At 57.9% G+C, this 16,223-nt stretch carries 13 protein-coding genes; 7 read left to right on the top strand and 6 right to left on the bottom strand.

The window, feature by feature from the left end; translation table 11 throughout:
• Positions 1-39 precede the first annotated feature (39 nt).
• From AC0J4F_RS09695 to AC0J4F_RS09670, 6 genes are read left to right on the top strand one after another with little or no spacing between them, the layout of a single operon-like run.
• Entirely contained in the window at positions 40-999 is a 960-nt protein-coding gene (locus tag AC0J4F_RS09695; RefSeq protein ID WP_473026096.1) for a dihydrodipicolinate synthase family protein, read from the top strand.
• The gene (locus tag AC0J4F_RS09690) at positions 990-1,922 is read left to right on the top strand and encodes a 4-hydroxyproline epimerase (RefSeq protein ID WP_473026095.1); all 933 of its coding nucleotides are present in this window, start codon (positions 990-992) and stop codon (positions 1,920-1,922) included. Before AC0J4F_RS09695 ends, AC0J4F_RS09690 begins: the two co-directional genes overlap by 10 nt.
• Positions 1,923-1,936: 14 nt before the next feature.
• The gene (locus tag AC0J4F_RS09685) at positions 1,937-3,367 is read left to right on the top strand and encodes an aldehyde dehydrogenase family protein (RefSeq protein ID WP_473026094.1); all 1,431 of its coding nucleotides are present in this window, start codon (positions 1,937-1,939) and stop codon (positions 3,365-3,367) included.
• Between the two features lie 19 nt (positions 3,368-3,386).
• Positions 3,387-4,670 carry an NAD(P)/FAD-dependent oxidoreductase gene (locus AC0J4F_RS09680; protein WP_473026093.1) on the top strand — a complete coding sequence of 428 codons (1,284 nt, stop codon included), beginning with the start codon at positions 3,387-3,389 and terminating at the stop codon, positions 4,668-4,670.
• Positions 4,671-4,692: 22 nt separating this feature from the next.
• Positions 4,693-5,796 (top strand): cis-3-hydroxy-L-proline dehydratase, encoded by a 1,104-nt coding sequence (locus tag AC0J4F_RS09675; protein WP_473026092.1) that lies wholly within the window; start codon positions 4,693-4,695, stop codon positions 5,794-5,796.
• A gap of 9 nt (positions 5,797-5,805) precedes the next feature.
• Positions 5,806-6,831 (top strand): trans-3-hydroxy-L-proline dehydratase, encoded by a 1,026-nt coding sequence (locus AC0J4F_RS09670; RefSeq protein ID WP_473026091.1) that lies wholly within the window; start codon positions 5,806-5,808, stop codon positions 6,829-6,831.
• A 106-nt stretch (positions 6,832-6,937) separates the two neighbouring features.
• On the opposite strand, the gene guaD is transcribed toward AC0J4F_RS09670, so the two are convergent.
• From guaD to xdhA, 5 genes are all read right to left on the bottom strand, one after another.
• Positions 6,938-8,287 carry a guanine deaminase gene (guaD, locus tag AC0J4F_RS09665; protein ID WP_473026090.1) on the bottom strand — a complete coding sequence of 450 codons (1,350 nt, stop codon included), beginning with the start codon at positions 8,285-8,287 and terminating at the stop codon, positions 6,938-6,940.
• 67 nt (positions 8,288-8,354) lie between these two features.
• A complete protein-coding gene (locus tag AC0J4F_RS09660) occupies positions 8,355-9,938 on the bottom strand; it encodes a permease family protein (RefSeq protein ID WP_473026089.1) in 1,584 nt (527 codons plus the stop codon).
• Between the two features lie 65 nt (positions 9,939-10,003).
• A complete protein-coding gene (gene xdhC / locus AC0J4F_RS09655) occupies positions 10,004-10,858 on the bottom strand; it encodes a xanthine dehydrogenase accessory protein XdhC (protein ID WP_420339924.1) in 855 nt (284 codons plus the stop codon).
• 4 nt (positions 10,859-10,862) lie between these two features.
• Positions 10,863-13,205 (bottom strand): xanthine dehydrogenase molybdopterin binding subunit, encoded by a 2,343-nt coding sequence (xdhB, locus tag AC0J4F_RS09650; protein ID WP_473026088.1) that lies wholly within the window; start codon positions 13,203-13,205, stop codon positions 10,863-10,865.
• A gap of 13 nt (positions 13,206-13,218) precedes the next feature.
• The gene (gene xdhA, locus AC0J4F_RS09645) at positions 13,219-14,682 is read right to left on the bottom strand and encodes a xanthine dehydrogenase small subunit (protein ID WP_473026087.1); all 1,464 of its coding nucleotides are present in this window, start codon (positions 14,680-14,682) and stop codon (positions 13,219-13,221) included.
• A 201-nt stretch (positions 14,683-14,883) separates the two neighbouring features.
• Here xdhA and AC0J4F_RS09640 point away from each other — a divergent pair, with 201 nt between their 5' ends.
• Positions 14,884-15,801, top strand: coding sequence for a LysR family transcriptional regulator (locus tag AC0J4F_RS09640; protein ID WP_473026086.1), 918 nt, complete (start codon positions 14,884-14,886; stop codon positions 15,799-15,801).
• A 59-nt stretch (positions 15,802-15,860) separates the two neighbouring features.
• Here the strand turns inward: AC0J4F_RS09640 and uraH are convergent, their stop codons facing one another.
• Complete coding sequence (gene uraH, locus AC0J4F_RS09635) at positions 15,861-16,214, bottom strand: hydroxyisourate hydrolase (protein ID WP_209179649.1); 354 nt, start codon at positions 16,212-16,214, stop codon at positions 15,861-15,863.
• Positions 16,215-16,223 lie beyond the last annotated feature (9 nt).

Below are 16,223 nucleotides of genomic sequence, written 5' to 3'. Positions count from 1 at the left end.
TTCCGGCGGCCGTCCGGCTCGACTCCAAAGGAGAAGGCAATGTCCTCAAACATCTTTTCAGGCACCATTCCCGCACTGATGACCCCTTGCAACGCAGACCGGACACCGGACTTCGATGCCTTGGTCAAGAAGGGCCAAGAACTCATTTCAAAGGGCATGTCAGCAGTCGTTTACTGCGGCTCCATGGGCGACTGGCCGCTTTTGACTGACGCAGAACGGATGGAAGGCGTTGAGCGCCTGGTCAAGTCCGGCGTGCCGACCATCGTCGGAACAGGTGCGGTTAACACAAAGTCAGCCGTGGCCCATGCACGCCATGCCGCTGACGTTGGCGCGCATGGTTTGATGGTGATCCCACGGGTTCTCTCTCGCGGCATTTCTCCGATTGCCCAGCGCAATCACTTCAGCGCAATTCTGTCTGCGGCGCCAAACCTTCCGGCCGTCATTTACAACAGTCCCTATTATGGTTTTGCGACCCGCGCCGACTTGTTCTTTGACTTGCGCAAGGAGTTCCCGAGCCTGATCGGCTTCAAGGAGTTCGGCGGTCACGATGATCTCCGCTATGCTGCGGAAAACATCACATCCCAGGACGCAAATGTGACCTTGATGGTGGGGGTCGACACTGCTGTCTACCACGGCTTTGTCAATTGCGGCGCAACCGGTGCCATCACCGGCATTGGCAACGCCTTGCCAGACGCCGTTCTGCATCTTGTGGCTCTCTGCAAAAGGGCAGTGCAAGGAAACGCCGAAGCACGGACCCGCGCGAAAGAACTGGAAGAAGCCCTTGGCGTATTGTCGAGCTTCGATGAAGGCCCGGATCTTGTTCTCTATTACAAGCACCTGATGGTGCTAAACGGCGAAGACGAATACCGGCTGCATTTCAATGAAACAGACACCCTGACGGATGCCCAGCGCGGTTACATCGAGGCGCAATATCAGCTTTTCAAGACCTGGTATGCCGACTGGTGCGGCCAAGGCGGAGTGCTGGCGGAATGCGCGTAATCGACAGCCACACCGCAGGCGAACCAACCCGGCTGGTGGTCGAGGGAGGTCCGGATCTTGGGTCCGGCTCCCTCATCGAAAAGGCGGCCCGGCTGGAAGCTGAGCATGTGGATTTCTGCGCCTCCGTGGTGCTCGAACCGCGCGGCCATGACGCGATTATAGGCGCCTTGCTACTGCCACCGAGCCAGCCGGATTGCGCCGCGGCCGTGATCTATTTCAACAACCTGCAGAACCTTGGCATGTGCGGTCACGCGACCATTGGCCTCGCGGTAACGCTCGCGCATATGGGCCGGATTGAGCCCGGCCGGCACAAGTTTGAGACGCCCGTTGGCATCGTCGAAGTGGATCTCAAGGACCCAAACACTGTGTCCGTGGTGAACGTTGAAAGTTATCGCCTTCACAAGGACATTTCGGTTGACGTTCCCCGTCACGGCAGGGTCACTGGAGATGTGGCTTGGGGCGGGAACTGGTTCTTTCTCGTCAAAGATAGCCCGATCGAACTCACGCTGGAGAACGTTCCGGCACTGACGGCCTACACCAAGACCATCCGGCAAGCCCTCGAAAATGCGGGCGTAACCGGGACAGGCGGGGCCTGGATCGATCACATCGAACTCTTTGGACCACCGAAAGATCCATTCGCGCAAAGCCGAAACTTCGTTCTTTGCCCAGGCGGGGCTTATGACCGCTCCCCCTGCGGTACAGGGTGTTCTGCCAAACTTGCCTGTCTTGCAGAAGACGGTGTGCTTGCACCTGGAGAAGACTGGATCCAGGAAAGTGTCATCGGCAGCACTTACCGGATCAGCTACCAACCGGGCACCAGCAAAGGCGTCATTCCAACGATCACCGGACAGGCCTTTGTCACCTCGGACGCACACCTGATTTTCAATCCGGCCGATCCCTACCGCTTCGGGATCCGGCCCTAAAATTGGACAACCTCATGGATTATAATAACTTTATCGGTGGAGCATGGCTAGCGACAGCCGAGAGCACTCCCAATGTGAACCCGTCGGACACGACCGACATACTTGGCCATGCAGCCAAGGGGACTGTGGCGGATCTCGACAAAGCCATCGACGCTGCGCATGCAGTGGCTCCAGAGTGGGCCGCTTCCACGCCACAGCAACGGTTCGACGTGCTCGATTTCATCGGAACGGAAATTCTGGCGCGGAAGGAAGAGCTCGGCACGCTGCTCTCCCGTGAGGAAGGCAAGACATTGCCGGAGGGTATTGGTGAAGCCGCGCGTGCGGGCCAGATCTTCAAGTTCTTTGCCGGCGAAGCACTGCGCCAAACAGGTGACCGGCTCGATTCTGTCCGGCCTGGCGTGGAGATCGACATCACCCGCGCACCGGTCGGCGTCATCGGATTGATCACGCCATGGAATTTTCCGATCGCCATTCCGGCTTGGAAGCTCGCACCGGCGCTTTGCTACGGCAATACCGTCATCTTGAAACCGGCGGAACTGGTGCCTGGATGCGCCCATGCACTTGTCGAGATCATCTCCCGATCTGGCCTGCCAGCAGGTGTCGTCAATCTGGTCATGGGCCGGGGCTCCGAGCTTGGCCCGCACATGATCGACAGCGACAAGGTCAATGCGATTTCCTTCACCGGCTCGGTCCCGACGGGCCGCGGAATAGCCGCAGCCTGCGGGGCAAAACTAAAAAAGGTCCAGTTGGAAATGGGCGGCAAGAACCCAATGGTGGTTCTGGACGACGCCGATCTGGAACTCGCAGTCGATGCTTGCTTGAATGGTGCTTTCTTCTCCACCGGTCAGCGCTGCACCGCCAGCTCCCGGTTGATCGTCACAGAGAAGATCTACGACCAGTTTGTAGCAACGCTCTACGATCGGATGATGGCGCTCAAGGTCGGTCATGCGCTTGAAACCGGCATCCAGATGGGACCGGTGGTCGATCAACGCCAGCTCGAGCAGAACCTTTCCTATGTCGAGATCGCTGGCAAAGAAGGTGGCAAGGTTCTGGGCGGCCAACAATTGGATCTCGCCACCAAGGGTTTCTTTATGGCTCCGGCCTTGATCACGGAGACAAGCAACACAATGCGGATCAACCGCGAGGAAGTGTTTGGACCTGTCGCGTCCGTCATTAGGATCAAGGACTATGACGAGGCATTGTACGTGGCCAACGACACGGAGTTCGGCCTCAGCGCAGGCATCTGCACCACCTCGCTGAAACACGCGCAACATTTCAAAAGGAATGTCCAAGCCGGAATGGTGATGGTCAACCTGCCAACCGCTGGCGTCGACTACCACGTTCCGTTTGGCGGCACAAAGGGGTCCAGCTTTGGCTCCCGCGAGCAGGGACGCTACGCGGCAGAGTTCTACACGACGGTCAAGACAGCCTACACCCTGCCGTAAGCCATTCCCTGTCCCGCCAATGACCTATCTGGCGGGGCAGCCTCTCAAGATTTTATCGGATCCCAACGTGCAAGATGTGATTGTCATCGGAGCCGGCGTAATCGGCATCTCTGCAGCCCTCGCCCTTCAGGCAGATGGCCGCAAGGTAACCGTTCTCGACCGCCAAGACAGCAGTCCACGAGCCTCGGACATGAACGCCGGTGCTTTTGCGTTCGCGGACATCATGCCGCTTGCCGCGCCTGGCATCTTGCGCAAGGCGCCAAAGTGGCTGCTGGATCCCTTGGGACCTTTGTCCGTTCCCCCTGCTTATGCGTTCAAGATCCTTCCATGGCTGGTGCGTTTCTGGCGGGCCAGTTTGCCGGGCCGATACCAAAAGAGCCTCTCGGCACAGGCCAGTTTGATGAAGCTGTCGCAGGATGCTCTTGAAAGGCTGATCAGTGACACTTCAGCTGAAGAGCTGATCCGCAGAGACGGCCAACTGCAGCTTTACGAGAGCGAACGGGAGTACCAGGCAAGCCTGCCCGGTTGGGAGTTGCGCCGGAAACATGGTGTCAATTTCAAGCTTCTAAAGTCCGCGGAAGAGATCGCGGACATCCAGCCCGGCATCGATAGTCGCTTTTCTTTCGCCGGCTTCACGCCGGATTGGATCAATACCTGTGATCCAGCGGCCTGGCTTTCCCATTTGACGAACGTCTTCCGGACGCGTGGCGGAAACGTGATCGAAGCAAATGCAACGCAGCTCCGGTCAACGGGCGACGGCGTTGAGATCTATGCGGCAAACGGGACCCACTGCGCGTCTCAGGTCATTGTTGCTGCCGGTGCCTGGTCGCACCACTTGGCCAAAACGCTCGGCGACACGATCCCGCTGGAAACCGAGCGCGGTTACAACACAACACTTCCGTCAACTGGCTTCGATTTGAAGACGCACCTGACCTTCCCGGGCCACGGCTTTGTAATTACGCGCATTAACGATGGCATCCGGGTCGGCGGGGCAGTTGAATTGGGCGGCTTGCAGCTTCCCGCCAACTACAAGCGGGCCGAGATCCTTCTTGAGAAGGCCAGATCCTTTTTGCCCGAGCTCGATAAGAAAACCGGACACCAATGGATGGGTTTTCGCCCTTCCTTGCCGGACAGCCTCCCGGTAATTGGGCGCTCATCGAAAGACAAACGGGTCATCTACGCCTTCGGACACGGCCACCTCGGACTGACCCAATCAGCCGGCACCGCCGAACTTGTCCGTGCGCTTGCAAACAAAACACAGCCACCAATCGATCTTGCGGCGTATTCACCCGACCGCTTTTAAAATCCTTCATCGGAGGAACACCATGAAAATCAATGCGATCAACGTCTATCAGGTGGATCTTCCCTTGAAGGAAGGTCGCTACAGCTGGTCGAATGGCAATTACATTGATGTCTTCGACAGCACCATCGTGGAAATCCTGACCGATGAGGGCCTCACAGGCTATGCGGAGTGCTGTCCGCTCGGATCAGCCTATCTGCCAAGCTACGCCCTTGGCGTGCGCTCCGGCATCCAGGAACTGGCACCGCATCTGATCGGCCTAGATCCACTCAATATCGGTGACGTCAATCGCGTTATGGACGCAGCCTTGCGCGGTCATCCTTACGCAAAAGCGCCAATCGACATCGCCTGCTGGGATCTCCTTGGTAAGGCAACCGGCCAACCGGTCTATACGCTGCTTGGTGGCGCGGCGCAGGACGATGTTGTCCTCTACCGGGCGATCAGCCAAGAAGCGCCCGAAACCATGGCCGCCAAGATCGAAGGCTATGCGGCAGAAGGCTACACCAAGTTTCAGCTTAAAGTCGGCGGCGACGCAAATGACGATATTGAACGCATTCGGGCCACACGAGCGGTCTTGAAACCCTCAGACATTCTGGTTGCCGACGCCAACACAGGCTGGACCCGGCATGAGGCGGCGCGTGTTGCTGGCGCGGTCTCTGCGCTGGATGTCTATATCGAGCAACCCTGCCTGACATACGAAGAGAGCGTGTCTATCAGGCGCCGCACCGCTCTGCCCTTCATCTTGGATGAAGTCATCGACGGGCCGAACATGCTGGTGCGTGGCCTTGCCGAAGATGCCATGGATTGCATCAATCTGAAGATCTCCAAGGTGGGTGGCCTGACCAAGGCAAAGCTGATGCGGGATTTGTGTGTTGTGCACGGCATCCCGATGACCATTGAAGACACATGGGGCGGCGATATCACCACGGCCACGATCGCCCATCTGGCCCGGTCTACACCGGCTGAATTCACGTTCTCAGCAACCGACTTCAACAGCTATGGCACGGTCGATATCGCGGAGGGTGCACCAAAACGCGAAAACGGCCGGATGACAGCCTCAAACCGGCCAGGCCTCGGCATCACACCAAACTTCAACGCGCTTGGCGATCCCGTCGCCTCCTATTCATGAGGTGTCCATATGCGCAGCTTGAAAACCGTGCACATGATTTCCTGCCATGCGGAGGGTGAAGTCGGAGATGTCATCGTCGGTGGTGTCGCGCCGCCGCCAGGAGAAACCCTCTGGGATCAGCGCAGCTTCATCGCGCAGGATCAGACCCTTCGAAACTTCGTTTTGAACGAACCGCGGGGCGGTGTTTTCCGGCATGTCAATCTCTTGGTGCCCCCAAAACATCCAGAGGCGGATGCAGCTTTCATCATCATGGAGCCGGAAGACACGCCGCCCATGTCCGGCTCCAATTCGATCTGTGTCTCGACGGTCCTTTTGGACAGCGGCATCATCGAAATGAAAGAGCCGGTCACCGAGCTCACTCTGGAAGCACCGGGCGGGCTGGTGCGCGTGCGAGCCGACTGCCGAAATGGCAAGGCTGAGCGTATCCATGTCCGGAATGTTGCCAGCTTTGCCGACAAGCTCTCCGTTCCACTGGAGGTTAAGGGACTGGGCACGTTGACGGTCGATACGGCCTTTGGCGGCGACAGTTTCGTGGTTGTCGATGCTACCACCCTTGGCTTTGAGATCACAGAGGGCGAGGCGAAAGACATCGCCCATCTTGGCGTTCGCATAACCAATGCGGCAAACGAACAGCTTGGGTTCAAGCACCCCGAAATGCCGGACTGGTCTCATATCTCCTTTTGCGCGTTCGCAGGAACCCTGTCGGAGACGCAAACAGGCCTCGCAGCTCGGTCCGCTGTTGCCATTCAACCGGGCAAGGTCGACCGTTCACCCACCGGAACAGCCGTATCCGCGCGGATGGCCCTGCTCCATTCCCGCGGTCACATGAAAGCCGGGCAGACCTTTGAAGCAACATCCATCATCGGCTCGACATTCACGGGAAAAATTTCCGAAGAAACATCGGTTGGCGGAAAGCCTGCCATTCTTCCCGAGATCAGCGGCCGTGGATGGATCACCGGAATTCACCAGCACATGCTGGATCCGGATGATCCCTGGCCCACCGGTTATCGCCTCAGCGACACCTGGGGGGCTTAAACGCCAAAGAAATCATTCGCGGAGAGCGGTTATCGGATTTCGTTGTGACCAAGACAGCCCCGGCGAACACTAGTGAGTTCGCCGGAGCTGCTTTCATCCTGAATGATCAGGCAAGCTCCAGAACGCGTTTAAACTCGGGAATGGCCGCCGAACGGCGCCCGGATTTCTGAGCTTGGCCAGCAACATAGACCTCCTCAACGGCGCGATCATCGCCAAGCATCTGCAAGATAAACAGTTCTTCAGACAGATTTGATGCACGTTCCATGCGCAGCGCCATGGCATCTGTGGCTTTGGAATTCAGCACGACCACATCGGCTTCCGTCCCCGCATCCAGGGTTCCGATCTTGTCTTCCATGCCAAGCGCCACAGCGTTGCCACGGGTCATCCAATGGAAGGCACGAAGTGGATGAAGCTTCTGGTCCTGCAGCTGCAGGATCTTGTAACCCTCGTTCAGCGTCTGCAGCATGGAATAACTGGTTCCGGCGCCGATATCCGTTGCAATGGCACTAATGATCCCGGTCTTCCGCATCCGTTCTTCATCGAACAATCCGCTGCCAAGGAAGAGATTTGAGGTCGGACAGAACACCGGGCGGGATGCGGTTTCCGCCATCACGGCAACCTCGCGCGGCTCCAGATGGATCGAGTGACCGAGCAACATCTTGTCGCTCAGCAGGTCATATCTTTGATAGACATCGAGATAGTCCCGCGCCTCCGGATAAAGCTCCAGTGTGTAGGCAATCTCGTTTTTATTCTCAGACAGATGTGTCTGGATGAAACAATCCGGATGTTCATGTACCAAGGCCCGCGCCATTTCCATTTGCTCTGGCGTTGAGGTGATCGCAAATCGGGGCGTAATCGCATAGCTCGCGCGCCCCTTGCCATGCCATTTGGCGATCAGGTCCTTGGAGTCATCATAGCCGCTTTGCGGTGAGTCACGCAGCCCGTCAGGTGCGTTCCGGTCCATAAGCACCTTGCCGCCAATGACACGCATATTACGTTGTTCGGCCTCTTCGAAGTAGGCTTCGGCAGAGCCCTTGTGAACGGAACAATAGGCAACGGCAGAGGTCGTGCCGTGGTTCGTAAGTAGGTCGAAAAAACGGCAGGCCATAGCCGCCGCATGGTCATCATTGGCAAACCGCGTCTCTTCCGGGAAGGTGTATGTGTTCAGCCAGTCGAGTAACTGTGCACCCCAGGATGCGATTACCTGAACCTGCGGGAAATGGATGTGGGTGTCGATGAACCCGGCCATTAGCAGATTCGGGCGATGGTCGACGATCTCAGTCCCTCCGGCATCGCCGATCAGATCGCTGAACTCGCCTCTAGCCAGGATCATACCGTTTTCAATCAGCAATGCGCCGTCTTCGATGTAATCGTAGGCGGACGTATCCTCGGCTCCGAAAGGTTCCGCATTAAACGTCAAAAGGCGTCCCCGGAGCATCAGGCGATCAGATTGCATGGTCACATCTTTCTGAAGGTTGGGAAGCCGGGGCAGAGTGCTTGCCCCGGCTTTGTTTCAGTTTGGATTACTCGCCCGGCGCGGCTTGAGGGCGGGGCAATCCTTCTGCTTCCGGAACAATCGCTTCTTCCTTGTGGAAGATCGGATAGATGACCAGGAAGGCTGCAGCGATCAGATAGCCGAGGCTCACGGCGCCAAACTCGGGCAGGTGCAAGGTTGCTGAATGGATCACACCCAGCGACGCCATCACAAAGGCCGCAAAGGCAAAGCCAGCAGCGATCCGGAATTTGCCATCAATGACACTTGCAACGATTGCGCCCCAGATCAGTCCGGTCAGGATCGCGCCCTGGCTCAGGGCCAAATGCCCGGCGTAATGCGCGCCTTGTTGCATCAGTGCAGCCGTCAACTCGGGTGAACCCAGCGGTAGAACATCCTGAGCTCCCGTCGCATTGAGCGCACCCATCAAGGAGCCCCATTTCACCACCAGAAACGCGGAGACATGCGGCATCATCGCGATCGTGACGGCCGCCATATGCTCAACCTTGACCGCATGGGCGGTGTTGGTAATCAGGCTGAGGGCAACAAAAACGAGAACCGGAGCGGCTGCGGCGACCGGGATCAGATTGCTCAAGAAAGCGAGGAACCCGAACATGGCGGCCAGCGGAATGACTAGGCCGACTCCGATGATGTAGCCGGAATGAGCCCCCATCCGCTTGTAAGCCGGGTGTCCGATATAGGCGGTGGTCGGGAACGGAGACCCGAACAGCGCACCCACCATTGTACCAGCGCCATCAGTGATCTGGCAGGCCGCAACCGGATAGTGATCCCCGGCAGCTTCCGCGCTTTCCACGTTGTTCATCGTTTCAATGAAATTGTAGATCTGGACTGGCACCAGAACCAGGAACAGCTCCGGGTTGGCAAAGAGGTGCTGGATACCCGCAATCAGGTCGCCGAAGTACGGCAGCGGCGGATAGAAGCCGACACCTTCAAAGCTGATTGAGGATTGACCGATCAGGAGCGCGACGACCGTTCCGATGATCAGAGCCAACAACCCTGCCGGAATGTTGAACGGCAGGCGGAACCGGCCAACCAGCCCCCAAAGGATGATGATCATCGACGCAAAGCCGATGAATGGGTTCTCAAAGATCGTCGCCAGTGGAACCGAGCCAATGAACACCAGGGCAATGCCGCATAAGGTGCCGAGCATACCGGCCCGCGGTGTCACCTTTTTGAGCCATGGACCGATGATGGCGCCCAGCGCTGCCACGATGCCGCCAAGGAAGCCGGCACCAATGCCAACCTGCCAGGCCAAAACTGGGTCGTTGGTCGACCAGTAGATCGGACCAATCACACCGAACAGATAGACGAACATCACCGGAGTGGAGATGCCGTAGGGAAGTGCCGTCACATCCCGTCCGTGTTCCGCAGCAGCACGCCGTGCAAGCAAGACATAGACCGCAACACCGGCCAGGATTGCCACAGCGGCGCCTTGTATGATCCGGCCATAGACGATCTCTGCCGGCATTTGAAAGACGAACTGACAGATGCCCGCAAGCACCATCAGATTGACAAGGTTGTCGGTGAACAGTGCCCAAAAGGCGCTGAAATCGCCCCTTGAGAACAGTTTGTATTCGTAACTCCCAACCCGCATACCGGGTCTCCTTTCAGTCAAAAAGGCAGACCTCGCCTCTCCTCAGGCGCGGCAAGCCCATTGGTTCACTGCGCAGCTTCGAGCAGCGCAGCCTCCTCCCCGCTGTCCGAGACATGCTGAACCGTCGTTACAGCGGTCAGCACTTCGGCAGCTACAAATGCAGCGATGATTTCCGGCCGTTTGTCCCGGCTGGCCGTTGCCCCAATCGGGCAGGTCAGCTGGTCGATCGTCAGGCCGTCGCAATGGGTCCGGCACCAGGAGCGCAGTTTCGCGCGTTTGGTGGCCGACCCGATCATTCCAACGTATGCGGCATGCCCCAATTCCAGCGCCGCAGATGTCAAAAGAAAGTCGAGGCCATGGTCGTGGGTGAGCACGATGAAGGCGCTTTTGGGCGGCGCGTTGAACACATCCACCTCAGGCAGTGCGCGCAATCGCTTGTCGACCGTGGCCTCACACTTCTGCAGCTCCTCCTGGCGCATGTCGACCAGAACGCATGTCACGGGAGCATGCTGAAGAAGATCAGCGATCGCGCGTCCAACATGCCCCGCACCCATGATGTAAACGTGCGGCTGCCTGGCCTTCTCCTTGCGGATCCGGTAGAGCGCTTCCTGGCGATCCGCACGGCTCATCCAGCTCAAGCGGAGGCGAACATGCCCGCCGCAGCATTGGCCGATTTCCGGCCCTAGCGGCACATCCAACATGTCGCAGAGCTGCCGGGTCTCCAACATCTCTCTGCCACGGTCTATTGCAATCTGCTCTAGCCGCCCGCCGCCAATGGTTCCCTGGAGCAACTTTGCCCCGACGAACATCTCCGTTCCCGCCTCCCTTGGAGACGATCCACGGACTTCAGTCACCTCGACGCGAATGATCGCGCTTTCTGCATCAAAAAACGCGGCCGCATTGGCAGAAAGCGCGGTCATGACATTAACCCCCTGCTTTCAGCCGTTCGACGGCCAGCAGAACCCGTTCAGGGGTGGCGGGCGCATCGAGACGCGGACATTCCCGGTAATCGGCAACGCTGGCCACAGCCATCGACAGGGCCTCAAACACGGACACTCCGAGCATGAACGGCGGCTCGCCAACGGCCTTGGACCGTTTGATGGTCAGTTCCCGATTCTCGGACCAGTCGGCCAGATTGACGTTGAAAACACGCGGCCGGTCGGAAGCCAGCGGGATCTTGTAGGTGGATGGCGCATGGGTGCGCAGGCGCCCGGCTTTATCCCACCACAGCTCCTCGGTCGTCAGCCAGCCCATTCCCTGAATAAACGCACCTTCTACCTGTCCCTTGTCGAGGACTGGGTTCAGCGACCGGCCGACATCATGCAGGATGTCGGTCCGCTCCACCCGGTACTCCCCGGTCAACGTGTCGATGGAGACTTCCGAGCACGAGGCGCCATAGGCGTAGTAATAGAACGGCCGCCCCTTGCCGGCCGCACGGTCCCAATGGATCTTCGGTGTCTTGTAGAACCCGGCAGCCGACAAATGCACACGGGCCATATAGGCTTTGCGAACCAGGTCGCTGAAGGATACGACGTCCTGACCGACCTGCACCATGTTGTTGCGGAAGATGACCGCCTCTGGCTTGACAGACCAATGATCGGCGGCGAAGTCGGTCAACCGCGCCTTGAGCTGCTTAGCCGCATCGAGGGCCGCCATTCCGTTGAGATCGGTCCCGGAGGACGCAGCCGTTGCAGAGGTATTGGGAACCTTTTCAGTGGTGGTCTTAGTGATCTTGATACGCTCAAAATCGACCTGCAGTGCATCGGCCACCACCTGTGCGACCTTGGTATTGAGCCCTTGGCCCATTTCCGTTCCACCGTGGTTCAGGTGGATCGAGCCGTCATTGTAAATATGGATCAGCGCCCCCGCCTGATTGTACCAGGTGGCGGTGAAGGAGATGCCGAACTTTACCGGAGTGAGGGCAATTCCCTTCTTGATTACTTTTGGCGTCTTGTTGAAGGCGAGGATCGCGTCCCGGCGCGCCTGATACTCAGCTGTTTCCTCAAGCTCGGAAATCAGCCGCGGCAGAATGTTGTCTTCAACCTCCTGATGATACGGCGTCAACGTACGGCCATCTTCCGCACTGCCGTAAAAATTCGCCTTGCGGACTTCCAGGGGATCCTTGCCAAGCGCGTAGGCGATTTCCTCGATCATGCGTTCGGCCGCGACAACGCCTTGCGGCCCGCCAAAGCCGCGAAACGCTGTGTTCGAAACCGTGTTGGTTTTCATCGGCCGGCTGCGCAAGCGGACGTTCGGATAAAAATAGGCGTTATCAGCGTGAAACAGCGCGCGGTCGGTGACCGGGCCTGAGAGGTCCGCCGAGTAGCCGCAGCGCGCGGCAAAAACACCGTCGACGGCCTGGATGTGGCCGGTTTCATCGAACGCGACATCGTAATCGACCACGAAGTCGTGGCGCTTGCCGGTCGCCGTCATATCCTGATCCCGGTCGGGCCGGATCTTGACCGGGCAATTCCATTTCTTGGCCGCGACCGCGGCAACAGCGGCAAAGAGGTTCATCTGGCTTTCCTTGCCACCGAACCCGCCGCCCATACGCCGGACGTTCACTGTTACCGCATTGGAGGGCACGCCAAGAACATGCGCGACCATGTGCTGGGCCTCGCTCGGGTGCTGGGTCGAGCAATGCACGACAACATCGTCATCTTCTCCCGGAATGGCGAAGGCAATCTGGCCTTCCAGATACATGTGGTCCTGGCCACCGATTTTGATCTGCCCCTTGATCCGGTGGTCTGCGTCAGAAAAACCTTGTTCAATTTCACCGCGCTCGAGCTTAAGCGGCGCCGTTACAAACGGATGGCCTGCTTCCTGCGCTTCCAACGGATCAAGCGCATGCGGCAAGATTTCGTATTTGATCTTGGCCAACTCTGCTGCCCGGCGCGCTGCGTTCCGGCTTTCGGCGACCACGGCAAACAGCGGCTGGCCATGGAACTCGGTTTTTTCCGTCGGGAAAACCGGCTCGTCCTTCAGACCTGTCGGACTGATGTCATTGACACCTGGAATGTCTTCGGCTGTTAGAACACCGACCACTCCCGGAGCCGTCAAGACTGCAGACAAGTCCATGGATTTGATCAAGCCATGCGCAACCGAAGAGACACCCAAATAGGCGTGTAATGTGCCCTGCGGCTCGCCGATGTCATCACAGTATTCCGCGCGGCCCGTGACATGTTTTTCCGCGCTGTCATGGTGCCGGTTGGTGTGAACAGTGCCGCTGACGGTTTGGGTCGCTTTGGTGATTTTGTCGTGTTTCATGGGATTCTCGTCATCAAGCGGACAGAAGATCGGCCGCTTCTGCGGACTGATCGTCATGGGCGAGGAAAAAGCGTTGCAGCAGATTGCGCGCAACGGTGATCCGGTACTCGGCGGACGCCCGCCAATCGGACAGCGGCTGGAAATCGGCCTCAAGCGCCTTGCCTGCGGCTGTGAAAGCGGCTCGTCCCCAGGGCTGACCGGTCAGCTCGGCTTCCGCCGCAGCTGCGCGTTTCGGAGTACCGGCCATGCCGCCGAACGCCAACCGGCATTCGGTAATCACACCGCTTTCCACCGTCACACTGATCCCGGCCGCGACAGAGGAAATATCCTCGTCGCGTCGCTTGGAGATCTTGTAGGCGCCGTGACGCTGAAGTTCAGATGCACGCGGGATCGAGATGCATTCGACAAACTCATCTGGGGCGCGATCCTGCTTGCCGTATTCGATGAAGAAGTCTTCCAGCGGCAACCAGCGTGTAACGCTACCTTTGCGCAGCTTGACCTCAGCCCCAAGTGCAATCAGGACTGGCGGCATATCCCCGATCGGTGACCCATTGGCAATGTTGCCGCCAATCGTTCCCATATTGCGGACCTGCTGACCGGCAATCCGGTCCCAGTAGGCTTCAAGATGCGGGAATTCCTTGCAGAAGCTCTCCTGCGCTTCGGTGTATGTCACACCTGCCCCGATCTGCAGAGCATCCTTAGTTAGTGCAATGGATTTAAGCTCTTCAAGGTGTGCAATGAAGACAGCCGGACCTATGGGGCGCATGAACTTGGTGACCCAGAGCCCGACATCGGTTGAACCAGCCACAATGGTCGCTTGCGGAAATTCGGCCAGAACGTGAGCGAAATCGTCAAGACTAGAAGGAACAATCGCTTGGTTGTCCTTTGGACCGCAAACGACCCTGCTGCCATCCCGCAAGGCTATGAGGCGGTCTGTAATTGCCTCGCGTTCTTTGATCAGAAAATCATTCGCCGGTGTGCCAAACCGATTCGCCGCCATGGCCGCTGCGACGATCGGCTGATAACCGGTACAGCGGCAGAGGTTCCCCTGGATCGCTGTCTCAACTTCCGTTTCAGTCGGCTCCGGGTTTCCCATCCATAGCGCGTAAAGGGACATCACAAAGCCCGGTGTGCAGAAGCCACACTGACTGCCGTGAAAGTCAACCATGGCCTGCTGAATCGGGTGCAATTGGCCGTTTTCGCCGCGCAGATGCTCAATGGTCACCACATGACAGCCATCAAGCGACGCCATGAACCGAATGCAGGCATTGACGGTCTCGTAGATCAACTGCCCGTCTAGCAGCCTGCCGACCAGTACCGTGCATGCACCGCAATCGCCTTCCGCGCAACCTTCCTTGGTTCCCGTCAGCCGGCGGTCCAGGCGCAGAAAATCGAGTAGGGTCGCGTCGGCTTCGACATCTTTGACTGCGACGTCACGGCCGTTCAGAAGAAACCGGATTTCAGTGCGGTGGTTCATTGCGTCCTCGGCAAGCTCTCATCTCGCCATGGACCGTACGGCCGCGTTCGCCTCTAAAAAATCTGGCTAAACCGGAAATTCTTTCAACAATCCATTGAAAATGCCTGTGCGATAATCGGGCTAGAACCACGCCATTGGATCAATGGTACGGCTCGGAAGAACGATCGCGACCGGACACAGCTGAACGAGGGAGGACTGCTGATGGCCTATCTGGAAAGCCTGCGGGTCTTCACGCGGGTGGTTGAGCTCGGCAGCATAACGGCGGGCGGCCGGGATTTGCGGATGACGCCAGCTGTTGCCAGCAAGCGGATCAAGGAGTTGGAGAAGCATCTTGGTGCCCGGTTGTTCAACAGAACGACCCGGTCCCTGACGCCGACAGAAGTGGGCAAGGTTTTCTACGAACATGCTGTAAAAGCTCTAGAATCCATCAATGACGCAGAGGCAGCGGTTGCGAGTTTCTCCGATATGCCGCGCGGTGTTTTGCGGATCACCGCGCCGCTCGGTGCCGGACGCCGGATCATCTCGCCGCTCGTGCCTAAGTTCGTTGAACAGTTTCCCGCAACAGAAGTTCACATGCGTTTATCCGACCGCAAAGTCGACATCATGTCGGACGGTTTGGACGTTGCTTTCTTTATTGGTACGCCTGAAGATTCCAACTTGAAACTGCGGAAGATCGCTGATTGTCCGCGCGTTCTATGCGCTGCTCCGGGATATCTTGAAAAGCACGGAAAACCACAATCGCCGGATGATCTTTTGACCGGCGAACACAACTGCCTTTTGCTGCGCTATCCGCATTCTCCGGAATATTTTTGGGTTCTGGAGACCAAAGAAGGGCCACGAAAACTGCAAGTTTCCGGGAAATTCGACGCCGATCATAGCGACGTTCTTACAGATTGGGCCTTGAGCGGATACGGCATCGTCAACAAACCCCGGTTCGATGTTGCCGAGCACTTGCGGAAGGGAGATCTCGTAGAGATCTTGTCCGACACGCCACCACCGCCGACAATTTTCGGCTGCCTTTATCCGCACCGCCGTTTGCAGGATCCCAAAATCCGGCACTTTGTCGACTTTGTCATCAAGCATGCCGATCTCAGCGATCGCGCCACAGCAGCAGAATAAAACCAGAGGCAGGTCCCCTGCCCCTGGCTTCCTCAAAGCTGAAAACAATATCCGGTCAATCAGCTCCCGCGGTAAGTCGAATAGCTAAATGGCGAGACGAGGAGCGGCACGTGATAATGCGCTTCCTCCGACATGCCGAAGCGCAACGGGACGACGTCCAAGAACTTTGGGTCCGGCAGGGATGTTCCAGCTTCATCGAAATATGCGCCTACATGAAACTCGAGTTCATAAGTACCGGTTTCGAATTCATCGGCCGGAAGTATGTGGCTGTCTGTGCGGCCATCATTATTCGTCACGAGGCTACGAACGAAAATGCGACTGTCACCGGAGATCCGGTAAAGGTCGATCTTGATCCCCTTGCCGGGACAGCCTTGGGCGGTGTCGAGAACATGGGTGGTGAGATATCCGGCCATAAGGCTCTC

The organism is Roseibium sp. R5, assembly GCF_055755305.1.
Note: the sequence above shows the minus strand (reverse complement) of the source record. Positions and strands in the feature narration are given on the sequence as shown.